The sequence below is a fragment of the Sphingobium sp. TomTYG74 genome, assembly GCF_055393875.1.
This window is the reverse complement of record NZ_AP027341.1, coordinates 1842079-1864923: the sequence shown is the minus strand read 5'-3', so window position 1 is coordinate 1864923 and position 22845 is coordinate 1842079. Positions and strand designations below refer to the sequence as shown.

Sequence of the window (22845 nt, the reverse complement as noted above, 5' to 3'; positions counted from 1 at the left end):
CGCGCTTGCGTTCCCGGCCTTGGCGCGTCGGGTCAGGAACGACCGGGCTGTGAGCCAGTCAAGCGCCAACGAAATGTGCCACTGCTGCGCAACCGCCAATGTTCTGGATGGCGGCGGATAACCGATAGGTGCGCGAGAGTGAGGGTCGCGGCCAATATCGCGGCGGGCATGGCGATCATCGCCGTACCGGGCAAGAGCAGTGCGATCGCGAAGAAGCCCACGGCTGTGGCTCCGGCGATCATGGTGGACCGTGCTTCACCGTCCGGCCCGCGCATCCAGAATATGCAACCGCTCACCCCTAGCGCGAAAGCCATGGCGAGTCGGGCAGGCTGACCCTGTCCCGCGAGGCCGCAGCCGATGAGCAGCAGAAGGATGAGGAGCGCGATCCCGGCACGGGGCAGGCGGCCAAGCAGATAGGCTCCGGCAGGATAAAGAAGGAGCTCCGCCATCAGCACCGCCGCCAATATCGATCCGGCGAGCGCCGACTGCTCTGGCCCCGCGATGATCGCCACCACCGCCGTGGCAGCCCAGGGGACGAGGCGCCCGGGCGCCATGCGAATATGGCTGACCCAGCCGCGCAGGCCCGCGCGGGTTTCCCATCGCCGGTCGGCAAGCCGCAGTTGGAAGGCGGCGATGATGAACAGCGCCTCCACGCCCCAGGGCAGGAACTCCCTGCCGATCATGGGCGACGCCAGCACCAGTCCGAGCAACAAGCCATGGGCGATGCCCAGAATGCGGAGTTCTCCGCTCATCATACTCCCCCTGTGATCGGCTTTAAGGGCCGCAACGGAATGGCCGGGGCTCGCGCGCCCTCCCGCTGCTTGCGCGCGAGATAGGTGTCGAGGCCGATTTGCAGCGATAGCATCATGAAGATGAAGGGTTGGTAAGCGATGCCTACGAACAGCGATCCGATCATGTAGATGACATGGCCTTGCTGAAGCGCCAGCGCGAAGGGCGCGACCCATGCCTCGCCCGGACCATCGCGGCCCCCATAGCGTCGGCGGATTGCTTCGGTGCGGATGAAGCAGATGAGGTGGATCAGCAGCCAGAGCGCGAAGCCGAAATAGCCCTGCTCGCCCAGCATTTCGAAATAGGCGCTATGATAGGCGCGGCCCTTGTCAGTGACGAGCCGCCGCTCCATGCGCGATCCGCCGCTGTCGGTCACCCGTTCCTGCGTGAAATAGGTGAAGCTGTTCTGTAGGTAATTGTCGAAGCCGCCGCCGCCCGGATGCTCCTTCACATAGTCCAGCGTCCACTTCCAAACCGCGAGGCGGGTGGAAGCGCTTTCGTCGCCCTGATGATTCTCGATGGTGGACATGCGCTGCGTGAAGCTGGCGGGCAGGAAGGGGATGGCGGCCAGCGCGGCCACAGCCAGCAATGGGCCATAGACAAAGCGCCGCTTTGACCGCATCAGCATCATGCCCGCGAGGATGACGATGCAGACAAGGCCGGTGCGCGCCTCTGTGCCGATCGGCATCAGCAGGCAGGCAAGGCAGAGCGCGTAGGCGAAGGTGCGCACCCGCCAGTCCGGCGGAAAGATCGTCCCATGCTTTGCCAGCCACAGGATGAGCGGGATCAGCGAGATGGCGACGCAACTGATGATGCTGCCTTCGTAAAGGCCGCTATTATTATCGACCATCAGGTTGAGGACGCCATAGCCGCCGCCCGACAGCGCCGTTTTCATGCCGCCATTGATGATGATCGTGCTCGCGCACAGCACCATGAACAGCGCCAGCGCTTCCAGCCGCAGCCGGGTGCGCAGGGTGAGCGGCAGGAAGATCGCGAAGATCATCGCCTTCCACACCCATTCCCACTTGGTATGGGCGTTCAGCGGAAAATCCGCCGTCGCGGTCGTATAGCCGCACCAGGCCAGCAGGATCAGCAGCAACAGCTGGCGCATGGAGAAGCGGCAGTCGGTTTTCTTGTCAACCAGCAGCCACGCGCCCACCGCCAGAGCAAAGGCGATCGCGGAAATCGGGATGCGGTTCAGAAGAAAGTAGGACAGCCGCTGCGGCGAGACGATGTCGATATAGGCGTAGACGGCCACGAGCAGGAATGGACGCCGCAACCCCAGCAGGAAGAAGGCGCCGAGAAAAGCGAGGAAGAACAGATCACGCATCGCGCGATTGCTTCACCTGCGATTCATCATCCAGATCGGCGCGCGGCAGCAGGCGCCAGGCCGCCAGCATGATCACGCCATGGCTGATCAGCAGGGAAAGGGCGTCAATCATCGCGCTAAGGGTTCTTCCATGGCCACACCCTTTCCCTAGCGCGGCAGAGTTGACGGGCCGTTAAACCTTTTCCGCCACAACAAGCGTCATGACTCGGATACTTCATGTGCTCGATCACAGCCTGCCGATGCATAGCGGCTACACCTTCCGCACGCGTGCGATCCTGCGAGCGCAAATGGCGCAGGGCTGGGACGTGCGGGGAATCACCGGATTGCGTCACGGCGCCAAAGGTCCAGCAGAAGAGGTCGTCGATGGCCTTCATTTTCATCGCACGCCGGGCGCACCGGCAACCGGCAATCCGTTGCTGCGCGAATGGCGGGACATAGCGGCGCATGCGGATGCCATCGATTCGCTGATCGCTCGGTGGCGGCCGGATGTGATCCACGCCCATTCGCCGGTGCTCAACGCCATGGCGGCGCAACGCGCGGCCAAGCGGCACGACATTCCCATGATCTATGAAATCCGCGCCTTCTGGGAGGATGCAGCCGTTGGAAACGGCACCGGCACCGAGGGCAGCCCCCGCTATTGGCTGACCCGGCAGCTGGAAACCCATGCGGTTCGGGCAGCCGATGCCGTCGCGGTCATCTGCGAAGGGTTGCGCGGCGACCTGGTTGCGCGCGGGATTGACCCGGCCAAGATCATCGTCTCGCCCAACGGCGTGGATATGGAGCAATTCGGAACGCCGGTGCGCCGCGATCCGGCGCTCACCGCAAGGCTGGGGCTTGAGGGCGCCGACGTGATCGGCTTCATCGGCAGCTTCTATGATTATGAAGGTCTGGACGACCTCATCGCCGCGATGCCTCGGCTGGTGCGCGCGCGGCCCAAGGTCAAGCTGCTGCTGGTAGGCGGCGGCCCGCGCGAACAGGCGCTGCGCGACCAGGCGACGGCCTCACCTTTTGCCGACCATATCGTCTTCGTCGGGCGCGTCCCCCATGATGAGGTCGAGGATTATTATGCACAGATCGATGTCCTCGCTTATCCGCGCAAGGCGATGCGGCTCACCGATCTTGTGACCCCGCTCAAACCGCTGGAGGCAATGGCGCAGGGGCGGCTGGTGGCTGCCTCCAATGTCGGTGGTCATCGCGAATTGATCGAGCATGGTGTGACCGGCACGCTGTTCGCGCCCGGTGATCCGGCTGCCATTGCGGCCGCTTTGGCAGAGATGTTTGCTGATCGTGGCTTCTGGGATGATCGGCGGGCGACCGCTCGCGCCTTTGTCGAGCGTGACCGTAACTGGTCGTCAAATATTCTGCGTTATGGGCCTGTCTATGAGCGGTTGCTGGCGCAGCGGATCGCGCGCGTTCGCGCTGCCGCGTGAACTGAAACATGGCGGTGGTTCGACTTCATAGGGCGATGACCCCGGCCGTGCTAGCAGGGCTGGCGTTTGCGCTGATCCTGTTGGCGATGCCAGTGGGACTGATCGAGACAATCGTCGCGTCGAGCGGGCTAAGCGAAGCCTTGCCAGCCGCCGCGCCGCCATTGGGATTGAAGGCACGCCTGCTCGTTGCGGGCTTCGGCGCGCTGATGGCGATGGGCTTTGTAGGTTTCAACGCGGCGCCCGTGCCGATGAAAAAGGATCGACGCTCTCGCAGCGTTTCAGGAGTGAGTGAAATGGGTTTTGCATTGCCGAAGCTGAACTGGCTGTCTCGCGGCCGGACCTCGGGAGCCTCCAGAATATCGCGCCCGCTGATGCGCCGCGCCGACGCGCATCCCGACGCCCCGGCGCGTGCCCCCATCTTTGCCAGCCGCGACTTTGGCGGTCTGGAGATTTTCCCCCGGATTGGCCCTGCGCGCGGTGAACAGTTCGAATCGGATCAACCGGAAGCAGAGGCCATGATCTTGCCCGGCGCGCCGACGCCAGAAGAAACCTCGGACAGCGATGTAATTGAAGCCGTGAGCGTCATTGCCTCCGATCCCACCCCCGCCACGCTGTCCAACGACATCCCGCCAGCTCCCGGCCTGCCTTCACTGGCTGAACTCACCGCGCGGTTCGAAAAAGGCCTCACCGATCGTGTGCGCGGCACCAGGACTGCTGCCGCCAACGGTGTCATCGCTGACATGCCGACCGAACAGCGGGTCCCGGTGCGGGATCGGGTCGAGGATGATGTCGATCAGGCGCTGCGCGCCGCGCTTGGCACATTGCGAGCCATGGCGGATCGGGCGCGCTGAGAACTGCCGCTCACCAATCTTCGATGGTGAGCGCCGACAGTTCGATCCATTCGTCATCCGCATCCGATCTGCCGCCGTCAATCGTGATGTCGGCGACAAAATGTCTGGGCAGCGTCCATTCCGCTTCCTCCAGTCCCTCGGCAAACCGGGTTCGCCGATCTTTGGCGTCCGGTCCCTTTATCCGCAGCGTAATGACGTGCCGCCTCCCTTGGAACAATGCGCTGGCCCAGGGACGGCTGATGGCGCGTTCGATGCTCGCAGGTTCGCCCGCACGCTCGATCAATTGGGCGAGCAGTCGGGGCAGGGGGTCCTGTCCGCTCAGGCGCCTTCCTTCATTTTCGACCAGTTTCCGGCCTTGGCGGAGATGATCCAGACTTGTCATTGACCCGCGCTCCTGCGATATGTGTTCATGAAATGTTCTATACGTCTCTTGATCCGTTCCCCCGGTTCGCGACCTTGACGCAGGTCGAACACCAGACGGGGATCGCGAACGCTTTCACGACCAAAGCGTGTCGCCGGAATGCCGTTGTCCCGCAGGAACTTCTCTACGGCGCGAATCAGCATGCGGTTCAATCTCCCTCTTCAATGCGATTCGCCCCCTGCGAATCTCTAAGTGTTTTCCTATCTCTTCCCCTATTTCCTACTTGTCTAGGAAAATTCCTATCATTATGGATGAATCATGGTCGGTAATGGAGAAGATCCGCGCGTGGTGCTGGAACGGCTGATTGCCGAGCGGGGGGAGAATTATGCCGACCTTTCCCGCCTGCTGAAGCGTAACCCGGCCTATGTTCAGCAGTTCATCAAGCGCGGCACGCCCCGCAAGCTGGATGAGGAGGACCGGCGGGTGCTGGCCCGCTATTTTGGCGTTGCCGAAGACCTGCTGGGTGGGCCGACGCGCCAAGCCCCGGTGGAAAGGAAATCGCGGCCTTTGCCCGCAGTGGTGCCTGTACCGCGCCTGTCGCTCGGCGCGTCGGCCGGACCCGGTTCGCTTGACGAGGATGAGCGGGCGGCGGGTGTCATGGCTTTCGATGCGAATTGGTTGCGCCATCTGGGTGTGAAGCCTCAAAGGGTCTCCATCATCCGGGTGGATGGCGAATCGATGGCGCCGACGCTCAATGATGGTGACGAGATCATGGTCGACCATGATGATGACGCGGTGCGGCTGCGCGACGGGGTATATGTGCTGCGGCTGGACGGCGTGCTGATGGTGAAGCGTATCGCGATGGGGCCACGTAGAGGACTGTTCAGTGTGCGCAGCGACAATGTCCATTATCCCGATTGGGTGGACATCGACCCATCACTGGTGGCGATCGTCGGCCGGGTCGTGTGGACGGGGCGGCGGCTGGTCTAGCTTGGCGACGCATCGGCGACCTCCTATGTGCGATGGGCAAGGAGGCCGGGATTGAACGACAATGACGCAGTGATACGCAAGGCGATCGAGTGGCGTGGCGCGTCCATGGCGCTGGCAACGGTCGTATCGACATGGGGATCGGCCCCCCGGCCGCGCGGCAGCCACATGATCGTCCATCGCGACGGCCGATTCGAAGGCAGCATTTCAGGCGGCTGCGTTGAGGCCGACGTCCTGCAACGCGCGGAGGAGGTCATTGCGGGCCGTCCGGCGCACCTTGAACGCTATGGCGTGGCTGATGGCGATGCCTGGGCGGTGGGCCTTCCCTGCGGAGGCGAGATCAGCGTGCTGGTCCAGCCGGTGGAAGAGGGGAGCTTCGCGCCTGCGCTGTTCGACCGGATTGCGCAGGCCCGTGATGAGGGGCGATCTCTCACCCTTTCCACCGACCTTGGTACAGGCATCACCCGTGAAGCAGTGATCGAGGGCCAGTTCCACAACCGTTACGATCCGCCGCGCCAGTTGCTGATTGTGGGCGCGGTGCAGATCGCCCAGTCCTTGTGCGCACTTGCCCAGGCCATGGGCGTCAGACCCGTGGTGATCGATCCGCGTGGCCGCTTCCTGACGGAGGAGCGTTTTCCCGGCGTCGAGTTGGACGATCGCTGGCCCGATGAGGCGATCGCGGCGCGCCGTCCGGGTGAAGCGACGGCAATCGTGACGCTCAGCCATGATATCAAGATTGACGATCCGGCTTTGGCCGCTGCCCTGCGCGCGCCGACCGGCTATGTTGCGGCGCTGGGATCGCGAAAGAGCCATGCTGCGCGGCTTGAGCGCCTGTCGGCAATGGGCTTTTCCGCAGAGCAGATTGCGCGCATTGATGGTCCGGCTGGGCTCGATATCGGCGCGGTTGGCGCGGCTGAGATCGCCCTGTCCATCGCAGCTGGAATGATCGCAGGCTTCAACGCCCGCAGTTGACCGCCGCCTTCAACAGCATTTGCCACCATTCTTCCCGCCATAGCGCGCCTCCTGCCGATCCCGGAAAAACTCGGTGGGCGTCATGACCGGCTCGCCGGGGTGGTGCATGTGCATATGGCGGGCATAGCCCTCATAATCGGGCACACCGACCATCATCATCGCCATCCGGCGCATCCTGTCGAACAAGCCGATCATTCCGCTGGCACCAGAGACGCGGGGATTTCGCGCGCCGTCGGCGCATCGGCCCGCCGCGCGGCAAGGCAGGTGCGGACCGTGAAGAACAGCAGCGAAAGCACCACCATCAGGAAGATGGCGACCAGTCCGGCGTCCACCCGGTCGTTGAAGATGATCTGCTCCATTTCCGCCATCGACTTGGCAGGGCTGAGCAACTTGCCCTCATTCGCCGCTGCCGAGAATTTCGCCGCATGCGCCAGGAAGCCGACCTTCGCGTCGGCCGAAAACAGCTTCAGCAGTCCGGCCGACAATGTGCAGACCAGCAGCCAGGCGGTCGGGATCATCGTCACCCAAGCATAGCGGTTCCGCTTCATCCGGAACAATACTGCCGTCGCCAGCATCAACGCGATCGCCGCCAGCATCTGGTTGGAAATGCCGAACACCGGCCATAGCGTGTTGACGCCGCCCAGCGGGTCCGTGACGCCCTGATAAAGGAAGAAGCCCCAGGCCGAAACCGTCAGCGCCGTGGCCACCAGCCCCGGCACGACGCCCGCTGTATCCTTGAAGCGCGGCACGGCCAGCCCGATCAGGTCCTGCAACATGAAACGGCCCGCGCGCGTGCCTGCGTCAACCGCCGTCAGGATGAACAGCGCCTCAAACAATATGGCGAAATGATACCAGAAGGCCTTCATCGCAGGCCCGCCGATCACATGGGAAAAGGTTTCCGCCATGGCTACGGCCAACGTGGGCGCGCCGCCGGTGCGTGAAATGATGGTATGTTCGCCCACATCCCTGGCGGTTTGCGCGATCAGGTCCGGGGTGATGGGAAAGCCCATCGCGGTGACTGCGGCGGCCGCGCTCGATGGATCGGTCCCAATCACCGCCGCCGGACTGTTCATCGTGAAATATATCCCCGGATCGAGGATCGACGCACCCACCAGCGCCATGATCGCGACGAACGCCTCCATCAACATCGCACCATAGCCGATCAGCGGCGCGTCGTTCTCGCTCGCGATCAGCTTGGGTGTCGTGCCGCTGGCGATCAGGGCGTGAAATCCCGACACGGCCCCACAGGCGATGGTGATGAACAGGAAGGGGAAGAGTCCGCCCGACCAGACCGGGCCATTGCCGTTTACGAACTGCGTCACGGCGTGCATTTTGAGCGGTGGCGCCATGATGACGATGCCGATGGCAAGCGCGGCGATGGCGCCGATCTTGAGAAAGGTCGACAGATAATCGCGCGGCGCCAGCAGCAGCCACACCGGCAGCACCGATGCCACTGCGCCATAGCCGATCAGGATCCAGCACAATTGCACCGGCGTGAAGGTGAAGACCGGCCCCCATAGCGGCGATTGCGCAATGGATTGTCCATATATGATCGCCGCCAGCAGGCCGATGAGACCGATCAGTGACACCTCGCCAATCCGCCCCGGCCGTATCCAGCGCGTGTAGGCGCCCATCAGCAGCGCGAGCGGCACCGTGGCGGCAACGGTGAACATGCCCCACGGGCTTTCCGCCAGCGCCTTCACGACGATCAGCGCCAGCACGGCCAGGATGATCACCATGATCATGAAGGCGCCAAACAGCGCAATCGTCCCTGCGGCCTGCCCCATTTCCATGCGGATCAGTTCGCCCAGCGACTTGCCGTCGCGGCGCATGGAAATGAACAGGACCATGAAATCCTGCACAGCGCCTGCCAGCACCACGCCCGCGATGATCCAGATAGTGCCGGGCAGATACCCCATCTGCGCGGCGAGGACCGGCCCCACCAGAGGCCCGGCGCCCGCGATCGCTGCAAAATGATGGCCGAACAGGACCACGCGGTCGGTTGCGACATAATCAAGCCCGTCCGCTCGCCTTAGCGCGGGCGTGGGCCGTGCAGGATCGAGCCGCATCACATGGCGGGCGATGTAGAGCGCATAATAGCGATAAGCGACCAGGAAGCTGCTGACCGCCGCCACGACGATCCAGAGCGCATTGACCGCCTCGCCCCGGGATATCGCAACCACTGACAAGGCGATCGCCCCGACTATGGCCGTCAGGATCCAGGGGATGTGCCGGGTCATCACTCTCTCTATCTTCGTTCGTGGAAGGCGGGCGCCACAGTAGGGCCGCGCATTTCAAAGACAATCATTGATATGGGACGTCATGTTTCCGCCCGAACGGCCATTCGACCGCCATGCTGGACCACAAGGCGCACCATATGATCACCGGCTGCAACAGCAGGCGCGGGCCATGATACCACCAGCTCAAATGCACGCCGTTCAATGGAATATCGTTGAGCGCATGGTTCAGATTGGCTGGCCACACGCACAGCGCGTAAAGCGCAAGGCCGATACCGGCGGCCTTACGCAGTCTAGGGATATGCAATCCCGCAGCCCCCGCTATTTCCGCCACGCCGGTCAGCGCGATGATGTCAGCGGGGTGGGGCACCCAATATGGCGTGATGGCTATGAAGCCGCCTGGCCGGGTCAGATGGGCCACGCCCGCGATCAGATAAAATAAGGACAATATCCAGCGTGACGCCGTCCTGACGCGATCTCGCTTGCCCGCCCTTTCGTCAAGATCAGCGCTGGACCTCCCCTTCATCCTCTCCATCCCAATAATGCGCCCGTTCCGCGCTGACCTTGATCATCACCAGCCCCGGCGTGTCGATGCCTTCGCCGAACCAGCGGTCAAGGTCGCTGTTCCAATGCGCCTTGAACGCCCCCTTGTCACGGACAAGATCGGCGCACCCTTCTATCGCCACGAATAGCGGCCGCTGTTTCAACAACCCGGCCGAGCCCTGAAAGGCCAAGCCAACCTTCGGGTCGCGCTCGATATCTTGGACCATGCCCAACGTCCGAATGGCGGATCGGCTCCCGAGACTCGCTATCAGCACTATAGGAACATATAGTGAACATATCGACTCGAAAGGATCAGCCATGCGCCATGACATGCGCGCCGACACCAAATATCGTCTCTTTTTCGCGCTGAAACCATCGCCCATCATCGCGCGCCAGACGGATCATTTTGCCGAGACACTGGGCGGCGGGGAGCGCCGCATCCGGCCGGAGCATCATCATGTGACGCTCGCCGTGACCGCCGACTATGTCGAATATCCCTATGCGGTGATCAAGGCATTGTTGCGGGCAGGAACTGCGATCGATGCTGAACCTTTTGACTTGAAGCTCGACCGGCTGAGCCTCAGCAACCGCTCCGCTGCTCTCCGCCCTTCCCGATCTGTGCCGCTGCTCAATCAATTACAAAAGTCGATCATCGACGCAATGCGGGGGGCGGGTGTGGCCTTGCGCCCCGGCTGGACCTTCAGCCCGCACCAGACGCTATTCTACAGGGATGGCCCTCCGGCGCAGCAAGCAATCGACGGCTTCCTTTGGTCGCTCGACCAGTTTGTCCTGGTTTGCAGCCATGTAGGCCGCACTCGGCACGATATTCTCGGTACTTGGACGCTCAAAGGAGACGGGCAGTATGAGTTGTTCTGACCCCGGCCTTGGCTGTTTGGGGAAAGTGATAGCTAAAGCATAAGCCGAAGGAGGGGCAGCGCCTGCTGCTCCGCTTTAACGGAGACCCATCATCCTTCAGTAACGCTCGCCAAAACGGCTGCCCGAAGCTCCGCTATGCCCATGCCCTTTTCACTTGAGGTCGGGATAATCTCCGGATGGGCGGCAGGGCGTTTCCGAACGGCATCGCCGGTCGCCTGGATCACTTCGGCGAGGTGGCTGGCCTTTACCTTGTCCGCCTTGGTCAGGACGATACGATAACTGACGGCCGCCGCGTCGAGCATGTCGAAAATCTCGTTATCGACATCCTTGATGCCATGGCGACTGTCGATCAGCACGAGTGCGCGCTTCAGTTTCGCCCGCCCGCGTAGATAGTCGTTCACAAGGAAGCGCCACTGGCGCACCATATCCTTGGGCGCGCGCGCATAGCCATAACCCGGCATGTCGACGAGGCGAAAACGCAGCGGGTCGCCGACATCGAAAAAGTTCAGTTCCTGCGTCCGTCCCGGTGTGTTCGACGTGCGGGCAAGCCCGTTGCGGCCCGTCAGCGCGTTCAGCAGGGACGATTTGCCAACGTTCGATCGGCCCGCAAATGCCACTTCATTGACCGACATGTCGGGCAGGAACTTCAAATCCGGTGCTGACTTAAGGAAGGTGATCGGCCCGGCGAACACCTTGCGTGCTTCCTCGATCAGTTCTGCCTGTTCCTGCTCGTTCACTGGGATATCCGCCTTATTTCGCCGGAGCCGCGTTCAGCACGGGGTGGCGCTTGTAGAGCCACCACTGCTGCAGCATCGACAGGCAGTTGTTGGTGATCCAGTAAACCAGCAGGCCCGCCGCGAACGGTGCCATGATGAACATCATCATCCACGGCATGATTGAGAAGATCTGCTGCTGCATCGGGTCCATCTGAGCCGGATTCAGCTTGAACTGCAGCCACATCGAAATGCCCAGCAGCAGCGCCAGCACGCCGATCGCCAGGAAGGACGGCGGGGTGAAGGGCAGTAGGCCGAACAGGTTCAGGATATGCAGCGGATCGGGCGCGGACAGATCCTTGATCCACAGCACAAACGGCTGGTGGCGCATTTCGATCGTCAGCTGCAACACCTTGTACAGCGCAAAGAAGATCGGGATCTGGATGAAGATGGGCAGGCAGCCGGCGAGCGGATTGACCTTCTCGCGCTTGTAGAGCTCCATCATCTCCTGCTGCAGCTTGGGCTTGTCGTCCTTATACTTGTCCTGCAGCGCCTTCATCTTCGGCTGCACCGCGCGCATAGCCGCCATGCTGGCGAACTGACGCTGGGCGACCGGGAACATCAGCGCGCGGACCACGAAGGTCAGGCAGATGATCGCCACGCCGAAATTGCCGATATGTTCGAACAGCCAATGCAGCAGCGCGAAGATCGGCTTTTCGAACCAGTAGAACCAGCCCCAGTCGATCGCCCGGTCGAACAGCGGAATGCCCGCGTCCTGATAGGCTTCGAGCGTCTTCACTTCCTTCGCGCCCACGAACAGGCGAGTGGTTTGAGTGATGGCTTTGCCCGGCGCGAGCATCGTCGGCGCAAGACTGTAATCGGCCTGATATTGTGTGCCTGCGCCCTTGCGGAACTGGCCTTCAAAAGCGGCCTTCTGGTCGGGGACCAGCGCCGACAGCCAATATTTGTCGGTGAAGCCCAGCCAGCCACCGGTCGATTGGAAGCTCTGCGAGGAAGGACCCTCGTCGAGATCCTTGTAATTCACGTCATAATTGGCAGCGCCGTTGAACACGCCCATCGGGCCGATATGGATGGTCCAGGTGTCCGGATCATTGGGGATGCCCGTGCGGTTGATGTAACCATAGGGCTTCACCCCCACCACGCCTGTGCCGCTGTTCGCGACCTTCTGCTGCGCGGTGATCATGTAATTCTCATCGACCGACAGGCGGATTTCGAAAGCCTGGCCCGCACCATTGTCCCACCGCAGGGTCACAGGGCTGGTCGGCGTCAACTCCTTGGCATCGGCGGTCCAGACGGTGTTCGCGTCAGGGGCCTTAAGTCCCTCGCCCTGCCATCCGAACCCGGCAAAAAAGGCGTCCTTCGTGCCCGAAGGGCTATAGAGCCGTATCGCAGGCGAATTTTTCGCAATCGTTTCGCCATAGGTGGGCAGCACGATATCGTCGATACGCGCGCCCTTCAGATTGATGGAGCCGGTCAGCTTCGGTGTGCGGATCGCGACACGGGGGCTATCCTTCAAAACCTGCGCGCGATCGCGAATCGCGGACGGACTGCTCGCTACCGGGCTTGATCCCTGCACCACCGGCGTGGTCTTGCCGCCTTCGATCTTGGTCGCGGGTGGGTTGGCGGCCGGGAAGAAATGCTGGGCGATATAGGGCCAGCCGAACAGGATCGCTGCGGTCAGTAGCACCGCCAGAATAATATTCTTCTTGTCGTCCACGCTTGTCGGCTCCGCCGTGTCTTGTGAAAATTCGTATCAGGGGACCGGGTCGTAGCCCGAACCGCCCCAAGGGTGGCATCGCATTAGCCGCTTCGTGGCGAGCCAGCTACCCTTCACCGCACCATATTTGCGGATGGCCTCTATGGCATATTGCGAACAGGACGGCGCATAGCGGCAGCTGGGGGGCAATATGCGCGACGGGCCGAGTTGCCAGAAGCGCGCGATCAGGATGAGTAAGCGAGCAATCATTGCTCTTGAGCGCCCTGTTCGCGGGAAGGTTTCTTTCGCGAAGGCCCTCGATGGGTGCCAGCAGGGCGGCTCATCACCTTACCCAGGGCCTTTTCCAGTTCCGAGCGGAGCAAGGCAAAGTCGCGCTCTATGCCTTCGGAACGGCCGATCAGCACATGGTCGGCGCCCACGATTCCGTGGATGGGCAACAAATCCCGCGCCAAGACGCGAAAACGGCGCTTCATCCGGTTGCGGATGACAGCGCCGCCAATCTTTTTCGTAACCGTGATGCCGATACGCATCGCCGGATCGCCATCGCCACGTTCGCGCACCAGCAGGACAAAGCCCGGCATCGGCGCGCGCCGCCCACGATTCGCCGCCAGGAAATCAGCGCGCCGCCTCATCATGGCTGGCGCGCGATCCGGCGGCGCGTCGTTCAGGCGCTCAGGCTCTTGCGGCCCCGCGAACGGCGGGCGCGGATCACATTGCGGCCGCCGGGGGTCGCCATGCGAGCGCGGAAACCGTGACGGCGCTTCCGAACCAGATTGCTCGGCTGATAGGTGCGCTTCATCGTTCATTCCTCAAAGCAAAACGTCAAAATCGGGCGTGACAAAAAAGGGCCGCGATGGGCGGCCGCATGTCAGGGGGCGTCCGATAGGCAAAAGCTGTAGATGAGTCAATGGCGGAGGAGGGGGTGGGTGGGTGTGGCATCAGCAGTTTTATTCCCTCTCCCCTTCAGGGGAGAGGGTTAGGGAGAGGGGAGCAACGGATGTGCTGTGCGTTCCCCTCTCCCGCCTTCGCTACGCTCGGCACCTCGGCCAGAGTCACGTGCCTCTGGCCGACCCCTGAAGGGGAGAGGGAAACAGGTCTGTGATTACTTCGCCCGCGCCACCGAAACCGCTTGCTTCAGCGCGTCATAGCCCACTGCACCATTCAACACCTGATCACCCACCACAAAGGTCGGCGTACCCGTGGCGCGCAGCTTTTGCGCCAGCGCGATGTTCGACTGGATTTCGCCATCATATTTGCTGTTGGCCATGGCCGCCTCCGCAGCCTTTCCGTCTATGCCGACCTTGGCGGCAGCGCCCAATATAGTGTCTCGCGTGACCTTCCCGCTCGCATACAGCGCGCGGTGGAAAGGCATATACTGGCCCTTCTCAGCCGCCAGCAACGACACCTTGGCCGCATCTGCGCTCTCGTCGGACAGGATCGGCAATTCACGATAGACGACCTTCACCCCCTTGTCCTCGCCCACCAGCTTGGCGAGGTCGGGCAGGGATGCGCGGCAATAGCCGCATGCGTAATCGAAGAATTCGACCACCGTGACATCGCCATTGGCCGCGCCTTCCCACGCGCCCGCATAGGGCGTTTCGATCGCCTTGCGACTTTCGCCGATGCTGTCCGACACGCGTTTAGCCTGCAGCCGTTCGACCGCCTCGGGAATGATCTCGGGATGCTCCAGAATATAGTCGCGCACGATCTTCTCGATCGCGGCCTTGTCTCCGGCGGCGACGCTGCCGCTACTCTGCATGCCCAGAGCCGCGCCAGCGGCAGTGGCGGCGATGAAGGCGAGGGCGCCAATCGTCATCTGAATGGTCCTGTTGGAAAGGGCGGCGCGAATGCCGGGTCGAGAGGTTTCGGTCATTTCTTCTTTCGCTTCTGCTCGACGGCTGCGCGGGACACCATGGCGATATCCTGTGCCCGCAGATAGTCAACCGTGCCCGGCCTCAATCCCTGCATGGCCGCGTCAGCGCTGCGCAGCGCCATCTGATCGTCGCCCATCAATGCATAGCGTTCCGCCGTGGCCAGCGCCGCGCGAGGCGTGTCGCCCCGCCGTTCATAAACGACGCCGAGCTGATACCAGGCAAAGGGGTTTTCCCGATCGCGCGCTACGGCGTTGCGCAATACCTGTTCGGCTTCCACGAAATTCCGGTCATCTTCCGTCGCGATGAGCGCATGACCCAGCATCGTGGCGATCAAGGGCTGCTGCGTCAGCTGCACCGCTTCGCGTAGCGGCGGGATGGCGTCGGCGGGCTTTCCGCTTTCCAGCAGCACCTGACCCTTGAGTTCCAGAAAATACGGGTCGTGCGGCTGCGCCGCCAGAAGGGCGTTCACCTCGGCGATCGCTTTGTCGGGATAGGCGCTTTTATGCCAGGCGTACGCGCGCGCATAATGCGCCGGGAGAGACTGATCGCTCTCGGGATATTTGATCAGCGTTTGTGTGGGTTCGGAAACGAAGCCGACCAGCTTGGCCTTTATGCGCTCGAACCGGGCTTCCAGCTTCGGGTCGATAGGTTTGTCCCACGCTGGATCGACCGTATAAACTTCTCGCAGAACATTGATGCGTTCGCCGGATAGCGGATGCGTGCGGCCGTAGCTGTCGTCCTGCGGGATCGCGAGACGATATTCCTGGTTCTGCAACTTCTTGAAGAATTCCAGGCTGCCCTTGCCCGACAGGCCCGACTTGCTCAAATAGCGCGCACCCGCAAGGTCGGCGGAGCTTTCCTGCGCGCGGGAAAAGGCGAGATATTTGCCCATCGCCGCCTGCTGGCCCATGCCCAAAATGCCCATGCCCGCTTCCGCGCCGCCCGCCGCAATCGCAGCGGCGCCCAGGACCAGGCTGAGCAGGGTGATGCCGGTCGCGGCCTTCATGCCTTCCGATGACCGGATGATATGGCCGCCCTCGATATGGCCAAGTTCGTGTGCGACGACCCCTTGCAACTGGTTCACATTGTCGGTCGCGGCGATCAGGCCGCTATGAACCCAGACATATTGGCCGCCTGCAACGAAGGCGTTGATTTCCGGATCGTTGAGAACCAGCACCTGGACATTGCGCGGTTCCATCCCTGCCGCGCTGACCAGCGGTCCTGACATGTCCGCCATGAAAGCTTCGGTTTCGGCGTCGCGAAGAATCTGTTGCGCCATCGCGGGCTGGGCAACGAGTGCCAGCGAGGCAACTGCGATCGCGGCGGTGCGCAGCCATCGGCGCATCATGGCCGATCACCATGGATCAGGGATGAAGGCAGCATGTCCGCGCCCCTGCCAGCACGGGGATGAACTCCGCCTGAAGCGAGAACGCCGCCGCCTTCCCGGAAATCCGGAAGGGCAGCGGCGTTGCTCATCGGGCGGACGTCCTTCTTACTGACCGAAGGTGCGCTGCCACCATCCACGGCGCGGTGCGCTATCGTCGTCGTTCGTCTCTTCGCCATCAGCCGTCGAGACCGCGCTCTCACCAGCTGCTGCCGATGTTGCACCAGCTTCCGGTGCCACGGCTCCTGCGATCGCGGGAGCCTCCGCCGCGTCCTGGGCAATGGCCTCAACCTTCTTGCGGCGAGTGCGCTTGGGCTTGGCGGGTGCCTCGGCTTCGGGTTCCACGCTCACGACCGGTTCGGCAGGCGCTTCGGGAGCGGCCTCTGCCTTCTTGCGGCGAGTGCGCTTGGGCTTGGCAGGCGCTTCCTCGGCTGCCGCTTCGACCGGAGCCTCGGGAGCCTCCACGGGTGCTTCTACGGCTTCCTTTGCCTTGCGAGCACGGGGACGACGGCGCGTCTTGGGCGCCTCTTCCTCCGCAGGCGCTTCGGGCGCTGCTTCTGCTACCGTCTCGGCGACAGCCTCGACAGCGGCAGGCTCGAAAGCCTCGACGGCTTCGCTAGCAGCCTCGTCGGCAACCGCTTCGCCCTCGCGACGACGGCGTCCGCCACGGCGACCGCGACGGCCACGACGGCGACCGGCCTCTTCGCCTTCGCCATGAGCCTCGACAGGCTGTCCTTCCGTTTCTTCGTCAGCCGATTCGGCTTCTTCGCCAGTTTCGTCGCCGGAACCAGCGGCAGTTTCCGCTTCACCTTCGGCGTGATGCTCATCACGCTGGCCGCCACGACGACGGCGACGGCGACGACGACGGCGGCCGCCTTCGCGATCCTCGCCTCGGTCACCGCGCTCTTCGCGCTCAGCGGCCTCGACTTCCTCGATTTCCTCTTCTTCCAGCTCCTCGACGATATCGAGGTCATCCTCTTCCTCGACGATCGGAGCATAGCTCACCACCCGTTCCGGACGCGGGCCGCTGGCTTCCACCGACATGCGCGCGCCTTCGACCTCGCCATCAGGCAGGATGGCGATCGTCACGCCATAACGCTGCTCGATCTCGTCCAACTCGCGGCGCTTATTGTTGAGGACATAGAAGGCCGCTTCCTGGCTCGCGCGAAGGGTGACGAGGTTGCCGCGACCACGCGCTGCTTCCTCTTCCAGCATGCGCAGCGCGGAAAGACCCGCCGAAGACGCCGTGCGGACAAGGCCGGTGCCTTCGCAATGCGGGCACTGGCGGGTCGATGCTTCCAGCACGCCGGTGCGCAGGCGCTGGCGGCTCATTTCCATGAGGCCAAAGCCGGAGATGCGGCCGACCTGAATACGGGCGCGATCGTCCTTCAGCGCCTCCTTCATCGCCTTCTCGACCTTACGGATGTTGGAGTTCATCTCCATGTCGATAAAGTCGATGACGACCAGACCCGCCATGTCGCGCAGGCGCAACTGGCGAGCGATTTCGCGCGCGGCTTCCAGGTTGGTGGCGACGGCGGTCTGCTCGATGCCATGTTCACGCGTCGAACGACCCGAGTTGATGTCGATCGACACCAAAGCTTCGGTCGGGTTGATGACCAGATAGCCGCCCGATTTCAGCTGCACGACCGGATTATACATCGCGGCAAGCTGATCCTCGACGCCTGCCCGCTGGAACAGCGACACGGCGTCGGCATATTGCTGCACCCGGCGCGCATGGCTGGGCATCAGCAGCTTCATGAAGTCCTTGGCGGCCTTATAGCCATATTCGCCCTCAACAATGACCTCTTCGATATCCTTGTTGTAGATATCGCGGATCGCGCGCTTGATGAGGTCGCTGTCATTGTGGATCAGCGCGGGCGCTTCGGACTTCAGCGTCTTTTCGCGAATCTCGTCCCACAGGCGGGCGAGATAGTCGAAATCGCGCTTGATCTCCGGCTTGGTACGCTGGAGCCCGGCGGTGCGGACGATGCAGCCCATGGTCGAGGGCAGGTTCATCTCCGCGACGATCGTCTTCAGCCGCTTGCGGTCGGCGGCGTTGCTGATCTTGCGCGAAATTCCGCCGCCATGCGACGTGTTCGGCATCAGCACGCAATAGCGACCGGCCAGCGAAAGATAGGTGGTAAGGGCCGCGCCCTTGTTCCCGCGCTCTTCCTTGACGACCTGCACCAGCAGCACCTGACGGCGCTTGATGACATCCTGGATCTTGTAACGGCGGCGCAGAGCCATGCGCTTGCGGCGCAGTTCGTCGGCGGCTTCATCACCACCGCGCTTGCGGCGGCCACCCTTTGCGGGGCCTTCGCTGCTTTCGGCGGCCTCGCCTTCATCCTCTTCATGATGGGTGGCTTCGACCAGTTCCAGCCCATCGTCGCCATGATGATCCTCGTCATCCTCGAAATCGGCACGCAGCGCGGCCTCTTCCTCGGCATGCTCGCGCTCTTCGCGCAGCAGCGCCTCGCGGTCTTCGCGGGGAATCTGGTAATAATCGGGATGGATTTCGCTGAACGCCAGGAAGCCGTGGCGGTTGCCGCCATAATCGACGAACGCCGCCTGAAGCGAGGGTTCTACACGGGTAACCTTGGCGAGGTAGATATTGCCTTTGAGCTGCTTGTGCTCGGCCGATTCGAAATCAAACTCCTCGATCCGGTTACCTTTGACGACCGCGACCCGGGTCTCTTCCCGGTGGCGCGCATCGATCAGCATACGCATTGTCATTTATTATTCTCCGGCGAAGGCGGCCAGCGGCACTGGGCCGGGCTGCCACGCGATAGTGAAGGGACGAATGCAGTCGCGCCGCCAGCGGCGCGGGTGTTGCTATCGTCCGGTTTGACAGGAAAAACTGCGCTTCTGCTGCATCGGCAGGGCCGGGCAAATCGCCGGTCCGCTCCATCCACGCCGCATCGCCCGCTATCGGGCTCAGCGTGGAATGGAAATCATGCCTCATGCAGCGTCAACCTGTTCGTCGCATCGGGCCTCAAGCGCCTTGGCGCTCGCCGATGCTGCCGTGAAAGTTCCTGATTAAGAAACGGGCCTAATGTGGGCGTTTCTTTCAGGAATGTGAATGGGTAGCAGCCTAAGGCCAGCCTAGCAACGTCCCCCGCAAAATTGTTTGGTCCAGGACGAATGCTGCCATAACTGCGTTTAATCGCCCAACATGGTGAAGCAAAGGTAAACGCGGCGGCGAATGGCTGCCGCTGAAATGGGGCTGGACGGCATGGGGCGGGGCGGGGCACAAGCGCGCCATGCTGCACGCTCTTGCCCTGGCAACTGCTTTTCTGGCCGGTCCTCAGGGAGCGGAGCGCATCAGCTTCGATAAGCCAGCCTCCATGGCGCCCCGTCCAGCCAAGCGGCTGCACAGCATCACCGTGCCGATCCCGCCGGTGGCGCGCGGCCTCTCGCTACCACGGGTGGAAGGATCATCCGACGCGTCACGCCCGCTGATTGTCATCGACGCGGGGCATGGCGGGCATGATCCCGGCGCGATCAACGCGGAAACCGGCGAACGGGAAAAGGATCTGACGCTCGCGATCGCGCAGGCGATCCGGGATCAGCTGGTGAAGTCCGGCAGACTTCGCGTCGCGCTGACAAGGGATGACGACCGCTTTCTGGTCCTGCAGGAACGCTATGGCATCGCGCGGAAGATGAATGCGGATCTCTTTATTTCGGTCCATGCCGATTCGGCGGAAAATCATGACGCGCGGGGTGCGACGATCTACACCTTGTCGGAGGTGGCATCGGACCGGGAAGCGGCGAGGCTGGCGGCGCGGGAGAACAGGGCGGACGTTTTGAACGGCGTCAATCTGGGCGGGCAGCCCGATCAGGTGTCGTCTATCCTCATCGACCTTACGCAGCGCGAAACCATGAAGGAATCGGCGAATTTCGCTCGTCTTCTTCAGCGGGAGGGGGCGCCGTTCCTGACCTTTCGTACCACGTTCCACCGCTATGCCTCACTCATGGTTTTGAAGGCGCCGGACACGCCGTCGGTCCTGTTCGAGACCGGCTATCTCAGCAATGCCGAGGATGCCGCTTTCCTCGCCTCACCCGAAGGGCGTAGCCGCATAGCCAAGGGCGTTGCGAAGGCGGTCGAGATATATTTCGCCCGCAAGCTGCCCCTTGGCGGCGGCTGACCGGAACGCGGCCCATCGATCCGCACTGGCGCTGACCGCATTTTGACCTTAGAGCCTCCTCTCGTCATGGAAGAGGCCCGTCCCCACACCGCCCGCTTGTCCTTTGCCAACCGTTTGCGCGGGCGTGGACGGGATTTCCGGGAAAGGCTTTCCCCGCTGTGGCAGCGGCGCTGGTTCCGGTGGGCCGCGATCGCGCTCGGCGGAATTTTCCTCGCCATCCTGCTGTTCTGGATCATCTTCGCGCGCGGCCTGCCCGATGCGGCGACGCTTCTGGAATATGAGCCGCCGCTGCCCACGATCGTGCGCGACATCAATGGCCAGCCCGTGCACAGCTATGCACGCGAGCGCCGGGTCCAGCTGCAATATAGCGACTATCCGCCCCTGCTGATCCGCACTTATCTGGCGGCGGAGGACAAGACTTTCTTCGATCATCATGGCGTGGATATCCCCGGCTTTTTCGGCGCGGTGTTCGACTATGTGACGAAGATCGGCTCCGGCCAGCGCGCCAAGGGCGGATCGACCATCACCCAGCAGGTCGCCAAGAACCTGCTGATCGGCGATGAATATTCGCCCACGCGCAAGGTGAAGGAGATGATCCTCGCCTACCGCATGGAAGATGTGCTGACCAAGCAGCAGATCCTCGAACTTTACCTCAACCAGATATTCCTCGGCCGCAACGCCTATGGCGTGCAGGCCGCTGCGCGCGCCTATTTCGACAAGGATGTCGGCGATCTGAAGCTGCACGAGATGGCTTATCTCGCCATCCTGCCCAAGGGGCCGGCCAATTACCGTCCCGAAAGCCCGACTGGCCACGCACGCGCGCTCGATCGGCGCAACTGGGCGCTGGGCGAGATGTACAAGAATGGCTGGATCAGTCAGGCGCAACTGAACGAGGCGCAGGCACAACCGCTGGGCACGGTGCCACCGCATGGCTCCAGCTTCGACGCGCGCGCGGGCGGCTATTATATGGAGGAGGTTCGCCGCCGCCTGATCGACCGGTTCGGCGAAAAGGCGGAGGACGGCCCCAACAGCGTCTATGCGGGCGGCCTGTGGGTCCGCAGCCCCTATGATCCCAAGTTGCAGGAAGGCGTCGCGACGGCATTGCGCAACGGCCTGCTGCGTTTCGACGCGGGCAAGGGATGGTCTGGTCCGGTGGGCAAGATCGACATGGCGCGCGGATGGAAACGCGAACTGGCAGCGAGCTATATTGGGATCGATTATGCAGGCTGGCGCATAGCGGCGGTTATCAACCGCGATTCTTCGCGCGCTGAAATAGGCTTTTCCGATGGATCGACCGGAACGCTGCCCGCCAGCGCCGCGCAGATGCCCTATCGCCGCGTGGGCGGCCCCGCATTCAACGGCATGAAGGCGGGAGACCTGATCGCGGTAGCCCGCAATGGATCGACCTGGGCGCTGCGCAACGTGCCCGAAGTGTCCGGCGGGATGATGGCCGAACAGGTCCATTCCGGGCGCGTCCTGGCGATGCAGGGCGGCTTCGATAGCCGCCTGTCCTCCTATAATCGCGCGACGCAGGCGATGCGTCAGCCCGGTTCGACCATCAAGCCGTTCGTCTATGCCGCCGCGCTCGACGGCGGGATGACGCCCGCCTCCATCATCGTTGATGGGCCGCTATGCGTTTATCAGGGCGCGGGGCTGGGCCAGAAATGCTTCCGCAACTTCTCCGGCGGCAGTGCCGGACCGCAGACGATGCGCTGGGGCGTCGAACAGTCGCGCAACCTGATGACCGTGCGCGCCGCCAGCCAGACCGGCATGGATCGCGTGGTTCGTACGATCAAGGCGATGGGGATCGGCGATTATCAGCCCTATCTCTCCTTCGCTCTGGGCGCGGGCGAAACGACGGTCGAGCGGATGGTGAACGCCTATGCGATGCTCGCCAATCATGGCCGCCAGTTGTCGCCCAAGGTGATGGACTATGTGCAGGACCGGCGCGGCAAGGTGATTTGGCCGCTGCGCTGGCGTGCCTGCGACGGCTGCAACATGGCGAACTGGGATGGAAAGCCCATGCCGCGCTTCGGTTTTGAAGGGCGACAGGTGATGAACCCGATGACTGCCTATCAGGTGGTGCATATCGCCGAAGGCGTGATCCAGCGCGGCACCGCGACGGTCCTTGCCGACCTGAAGCGGCCGCTGTTCGGCAAGACCGGCACCACCAACGGGCCGACCAATGTGTGGTTCGTCGGCGGATCGCCCGACATCGTCGCGGGCGTCTATATGGGCTATGACCAGCCGCGCAGCCTGGGCGGCTGGGCGCAGGGTGGCCGCATCGCCGCGCCCATCTGGAAGGCGGCGATGGCGCCCGTGCTGGAAACCATGCCCAAGACGCCTTTTGTTGCCCCAGCGGGCGTCCGCATGGTCACGATCGACCGCCGTTCGGGCAAGCGCGTCTATGGCGTATGGCCGACCGACGACCCCAAGCCTGCGGTGATCTGGGAAGCGTTCAAGCCCGAGACCGAGCCGCGCCGATCGATCCGCAAGGAAGAGGTGGCCGCTCAGGAACAGGCCGCCGCCCGGCGCGAGGCAGGGTCGCAGACGCGGCAGCGGACGGACAGCGACTTCCTGCAGGATCAAGGCGGGATTTACTAACCTCCCGCCTT

At 62.9% G+C, this 22845-nt stretch carries 22 protein-coding genes and 1 pseudogene; 7 read left to right on the top strand and 16 right to left on the bottom strand.

The genetic code is table 11. The features are described 5' to 3' along the window. Positions 1-32: 32 nt before the first annotated feature. A complete protein-coding gene (locus tag ACZ5TB_RS09360; protein WP_464791035.1) occupies positions 33-752 on the bottom strand; it encodes a hypothetical protein in 720 nt (239 codons plus the stop codon). Continuing rightward, positions 752-2119: a putative O-glycosylation ligase, exosortase A system-associated gene (locus ACZ5TB_RS09355; protein ID WP_464791034.1), complete on the bottom strand. Its 1368-nt coding sequence runs from the start codon at positions 2117-2119 to the stop codon at positions 752-754. Before ACZ5TB_RS09355 ends, ACZ5TB_RS09360 begins: the two co-directional genes overlap by 1 nt. A 200-nt stretch (positions 2120-2319) precedes the next feature. On the opposite strand from ACZ5TB_RS09355, the gene ACZ5TB_RS09350 reads away from it, so the two are divergent. Continuing rightward, complete coding sequence (locus tag ACZ5TB_RS09350) at positions 2320-3549, top strand: TIGR04063 family PEP-CTERM/XrtA system glycosyltransferase (protein WP_464791033.1); 1230 nt, start codon at positions 2320-2322, stop codon at positions 3547-3549. Between the two features lie 35 nt (positions 3550-3584). After that, on the top strand, positions 3585-4400 hold the full coding sequence (locus tag ACZ5TB_RS09345) for a hypothetical protein (protein ID WP_464791032.1): 816 nt from the start codon (positions 3585-3587) through the stop codon (positions 4398-4400). 10 nt (positions 4401-4410) lie between these two features. On the opposite strand, the gene ACZ5TB_RS09340 is transcribed toward ACZ5TB_RS09345, so the two are convergent. Continuing rightward, a complete protein-coding gene (locus ACZ5TB_RS09340) occupies positions 4411-4782 on the bottom strand; it encodes a hypothetical protein (protein ID WP_464791031.1) in 372 nt (123 codons plus the stop codon). Beyond that, a complete protein-coding gene (locus tag ACZ5TB_RS09335) occupies positions 4779-4964 on the bottom strand; it encodes a hypothetical protein (protein WP_097092364.1) in 186 nt (61 codons plus the stop codon). Before ACZ5TB_RS09335 ends, ACZ5TB_RS09340 begins: the two co-directional genes overlap by 4 nt. Positions 4965-5079: 115 nt before the next feature. Between ACZ5TB_RS09335 and ACZ5TB_RS09330 the strand changes: the two genes are divergently transcribed. After that, the gene (locus ACZ5TB_RS09330; RefSeq protein WP_464791030.1) at positions 5080-5751 is read left to right on the top strand and encodes a S24 family peptidase; all 672 of its coding nucleotides are present in this window, start codon (positions 5080-5082) and stop codon (positions 5749-5751) included. 51 nt (positions 5752-5802) lie between these two features. Next, positions 5803-6720 carry an XdhC family protein gene (locus ACZ5TB_RS09325; protein WP_464791029.1) on the top strand — a complete coding sequence of 306 codons (918 nt, stop codon included), beginning with the start codon at positions 5803-5805 and terminating at the stop codon, positions 6718-6720. A gap of 9 nt (positions 6721-6729) precedes the next feature. On the opposite strand, the gene ACZ5TB_RS09320 is transcribed toward ACZ5TB_RS09325, so the two are convergent. The 4 genes and pseudogenes from ACZ5TB_RS09320 to ACZ5TB_RS09305 all read right to left on the bottom strand — a co-directional run. Next, positions 6730-6915: a YbdD/YjiX family protein gene (locus tag ACZ5TB_RS09320; protein WP_464778184.1), complete on the bottom strand. Its 186-nt coding sequence runs from the start codon at positions 6913-6915 to the stop codon at positions 6730-6732. Next, complete coding sequence (locus ACZ5TB_RS09315) at positions 6912-8960, bottom strand: carbon starvation CstA family protein (RefSeq protein ID WP_464791028.1); 2049 nt, start codon at positions 8958-8960, stop codon at positions 6912-6914. Before ACZ5TB_RS09315 ends, ACZ5TB_RS09320 begins: the two co-directional genes overlap by 4 nt. A 64-nt stretch (positions 8961-9024) precedes the next feature. Then, positions 9025-9483, bottom strand: a complete 459-nt coding sequence (locus ACZ5TB_RS09310; protein ID WP_464791027.1) for a DoxX family protein — start codon at positions 9481-9483, stop codon at positions 9025-9027. Beyond that, positions 9461-9727, bottom strand: a pseudogene (locus tag ACZ5TB_RS09305) (pyridoxamine 5'-phosphate oxidase family protein); the annotation flags it as partial. The gene ACZ5TB_RS09310 and the pseudogene ACZ5TB_RS09305, both read right to left, overlap by 23 nt. 91 nt (positions 9728-9818) lie before the next feature. Here ACZ5TB_RS09305 and ACZ5TB_RS09300 point away from each other — a divergent pair. Next, the gene (locus ACZ5TB_RS09300) at positions 9819-10376 is read left to right on the top strand and encodes a 2'-5' RNA ligase family protein (protein ID WP_464791026.1); all 558 of its coding nucleotides are present in this window, start codon (positions 9819-9821) and stop codon (positions 10374-10376) included. Between the two features lie 89 nt (positions 10377-10465). Here the strand turns inward: ACZ5TB_RS09300 and yihA are convergent, their stop codons facing one another. From yihA to ACZ5TB_RS09260, 8 genes are all read right to left on the bottom strand, one after another. Next, positions 10466-11113 carry a ribosome biogenesis GTP-binding protein YihA/YsxC gene (gene yihA, locus ACZ5TB_RS09295; protein ID WP_449474163.1) on the bottom strand — a complete coding sequence of 216 codons (648 nt, stop codon included), beginning with the start codon at positions 11111-11113 and terminating at the stop codon, positions 10466-10468. Positions 11114-11126: 13 nt separating this feature from the next. Beyond that, a complete protein-coding gene (yidC, locus tag ACZ5TB_RS09290) occupies positions 11127-12827 on the bottom strand; it encodes a membrane protein insertase YidC (protein ID WP_464791025.1) in 1701 nt (566 codons plus the stop codon). Between the two features lie 36 nt (positions 12828-12863). After that, positions 12864-13076: a membrane protein insertion efficiency factor YidD gene (gene yidD, locus ACZ5TB_RS09285; RefSeq protein WP_066526720.1), complete on the bottom strand. Its 213-nt coding sequence runs from the start codon at positions 13074-13076 to the stop codon at positions 12864-12866. After that, on the bottom strand, positions 13073-13459 hold the full coding sequence (gene rnpA / locus ACZ5TB_RS09280; protein ID WP_464792522.1) for a ribonuclease P protein component: 387 nt from the start codon (positions 13457-13459) through the stop codon (positions 13073-13075). The genes yidD and rnpA overlap by 4 nt, the downstream gene beginning before the upstream one ends. Before the next feature lie 32 nt (positions 13460-13491). Beyond that, the gene (rpmH, locus tag ACZ5TB_RS09275; protein WP_013848777.1) at positions 13492-13626 is read right to left on the bottom strand and encodes a 50S ribosomal protein L34; all 135 of its coding nucleotides are present in this window, start codon (positions 13624-13626) and stop codon (positions 13492-13494) included. A 303-nt stretch (positions 13627-13929) separates the two neighbouring features. Then, positions 13930-14700, bottom strand: coding sequence for a DsbA family protein (locus ACZ5TB_RS09270; protein ID WP_464791024.1), 771 nt, complete (start codon positions 14698-14700; stop codon positions 13930-13932). Next, positions 14697-16046: a M48 family metalloprotease gene (locus ACZ5TB_RS09265; RefSeq protein ID WP_464792521.1), complete on the bottom strand. Its 1350-nt coding sequence runs from the start codon at positions 16044-16046 to the stop codon at positions 14697-14699. Before ACZ5TB_RS09265 ends, ACZ5TB_RS09270 begins: the two co-directional genes overlap by 4 nt. 147 nt (positions 16047-16193) lie before the next feature. Next, a complete protein-coding gene (locus ACZ5TB_RS09260; RefSeq protein WP_464791023.1) occupies positions 16194-18818 on the bottom strand; it encodes an Rne/Rng family ribonuclease in 2625 nt (874 codons plus the stop codon). Positions 18819-19291: 473 nt separating this feature from the next. Between ACZ5TB_RS09260 and ACZ5TB_RS09255 the strand changes: the two genes are divergently transcribed. Together ACZ5TB_RS09255 and ACZ5TB_RS09250 are read left to right on the top strand one after the other, a co-directional pair. Further along, entirely contained in the window at positions 19292-20230 is a 939-nt protein-coding gene (locus tag ACZ5TB_RS09255) for an N-acetylmuramoyl-L-alanine amidase family protein (RefSeq protein WP_464792520.1), read from the top strand. A 66-nt stretch (positions 20231-20296) separates the two neighbouring features. After that, the gene (locus ACZ5TB_RS09250) at positions 20297-22834 is read left to right on the top strand and encodes a penicillin-binding protein 1A (RefSeq protein ID WP_464791022.1); all 2538 of its coding nucleotides are present in this window, start codon (positions 20297-20299) and stop codon (positions 22832-22834) included. The last annotated feature ends 11 nt before the right edge of the window (positions 22835-22845 follow it).

Coding starts and splice junctions, on each gene's coding strand:
- ACZ5TB_RS09320 (WP_464778184.1), bottom strand. CDS start 6,915: ATGATCGGCTTGTTCGACAGGATGCGCCGGATGGCGATGATGATGGTC.
- rnpA (WP_464792522.1), bottom strand. CDS start 13,459: ATGAGGCGGCGCGCTGATTTCCTGGCGGCGAATCGTGGGCGGCGCGCG.
- ACZ5TB_RS09270 (WP_464791024.1), bottom strand. CDS start 14,700: ATGACCGAAACCTCTCGACCCGGCATTCGCGCCGCCCTTTCCAACAGG.
- ACZ5TB_RS09335 (WP_097092364.1), bottom strand. CDS start 4,964: ATGCTGATTCGCGCCGTAGAGAAGTTCCTGCGGGACAACGGCATTCCG.
- ACZ5TB_RS09340 (WP_464791031.1), bottom strand. CDS start 4,782: ATGACAAGTCTGGATCATCTCCGCCAAGGCCGGAAACTGGTCGAAAAT.
- ACZ5TB_RS09260 (WP_464791023.1), bottom strand. CDS start 18,818: ATGACAATGCGTATGCTGATCGATGCGCGCCACCGGGAAGAGACCCGG.
- rpmH (WP_013848777.1), bottom strand. CDS start 13,626: ATGAAGCGCACCTATCAGCCGAGCAATCTGGTTCGGAAGCGCCGTCAC.
- ACZ5TB_RS09330 (WP_464791030.1), top strand. CDS start 5,080: ATGGTCGGTAATGGAGAAGATCCGCGCGTGGTGCTGGAACGGCTGATT.
- ACZ5TB_RS09350 (WP_464791033.1), top strand. CDS start 2,320: ATGACTCGGATACTTCATGTGCTCGATCACAGCCTGCCGATGCATAGC.
- ACZ5TB_RS09265 (WP_464792521.1), bottom strand. CDS start 16,046: ATGCGCCGATGGCTGCGCACCGCCGCGATCGCAGTTGCCTCGCTGGCA.
- yidD (WP_066526720.1), bottom strand. CDS start 13,076: ATGATTGCTCGCTTACTCATCCTGATCGCGCGCTTCTGGCAACTCGGC.
- ACZ5TB_RS09315 (WP_464791028.1), bottom strand. CDS start 8,960: ATGACCCGGCACATCCCCTGGATCCTGACGGCCATAGTCGGGGCGATC.
- ACZ5TB_RS09345 (WP_464791032.1), top strand. CDS start 3,585: ATGACCCCGGCCGTGCTAGCAGGGCTGGCGTTTGCGCTGATCCTGTTG.
- ACZ5TB_RS09360 (WP_464791035.1), bottom strand. CDS start 752: ATGAGCGGAGAACTCCGCATTCTGGGCATCGCCCATGGCTTGTTGCTC.
- ACZ5TB_RS09250 (WP_464791022.1), top strand. CDS start 20,297: ATGGAAGAGGCCCGTCCCCACACCGCCCGCTTGTCCTTTGCCAACCGT.
- ACZ5TB_RS09310 (WP_464791027.1), bottom strand. CDS start 9,483: ATGAAGGGGAGGTCCAGCGCTGATCTTGACGAAAGGGCGGGCAAGCGA.
- ACZ5TB_RS09300 (WP_464791026.1), top strand. CDS start 9,819: ATGCGCCATGACATGCGCGCCGACACCAAATATCGTCTCTTTTTCGCG.
- ACZ5TB_RS09355 (WP_464791034.1), bottom strand. CDS start 2,119: ATGCGTGATCTGTTCTTCCTCGCTTTTCTCGGCGCCTTCTTCCTGCTG.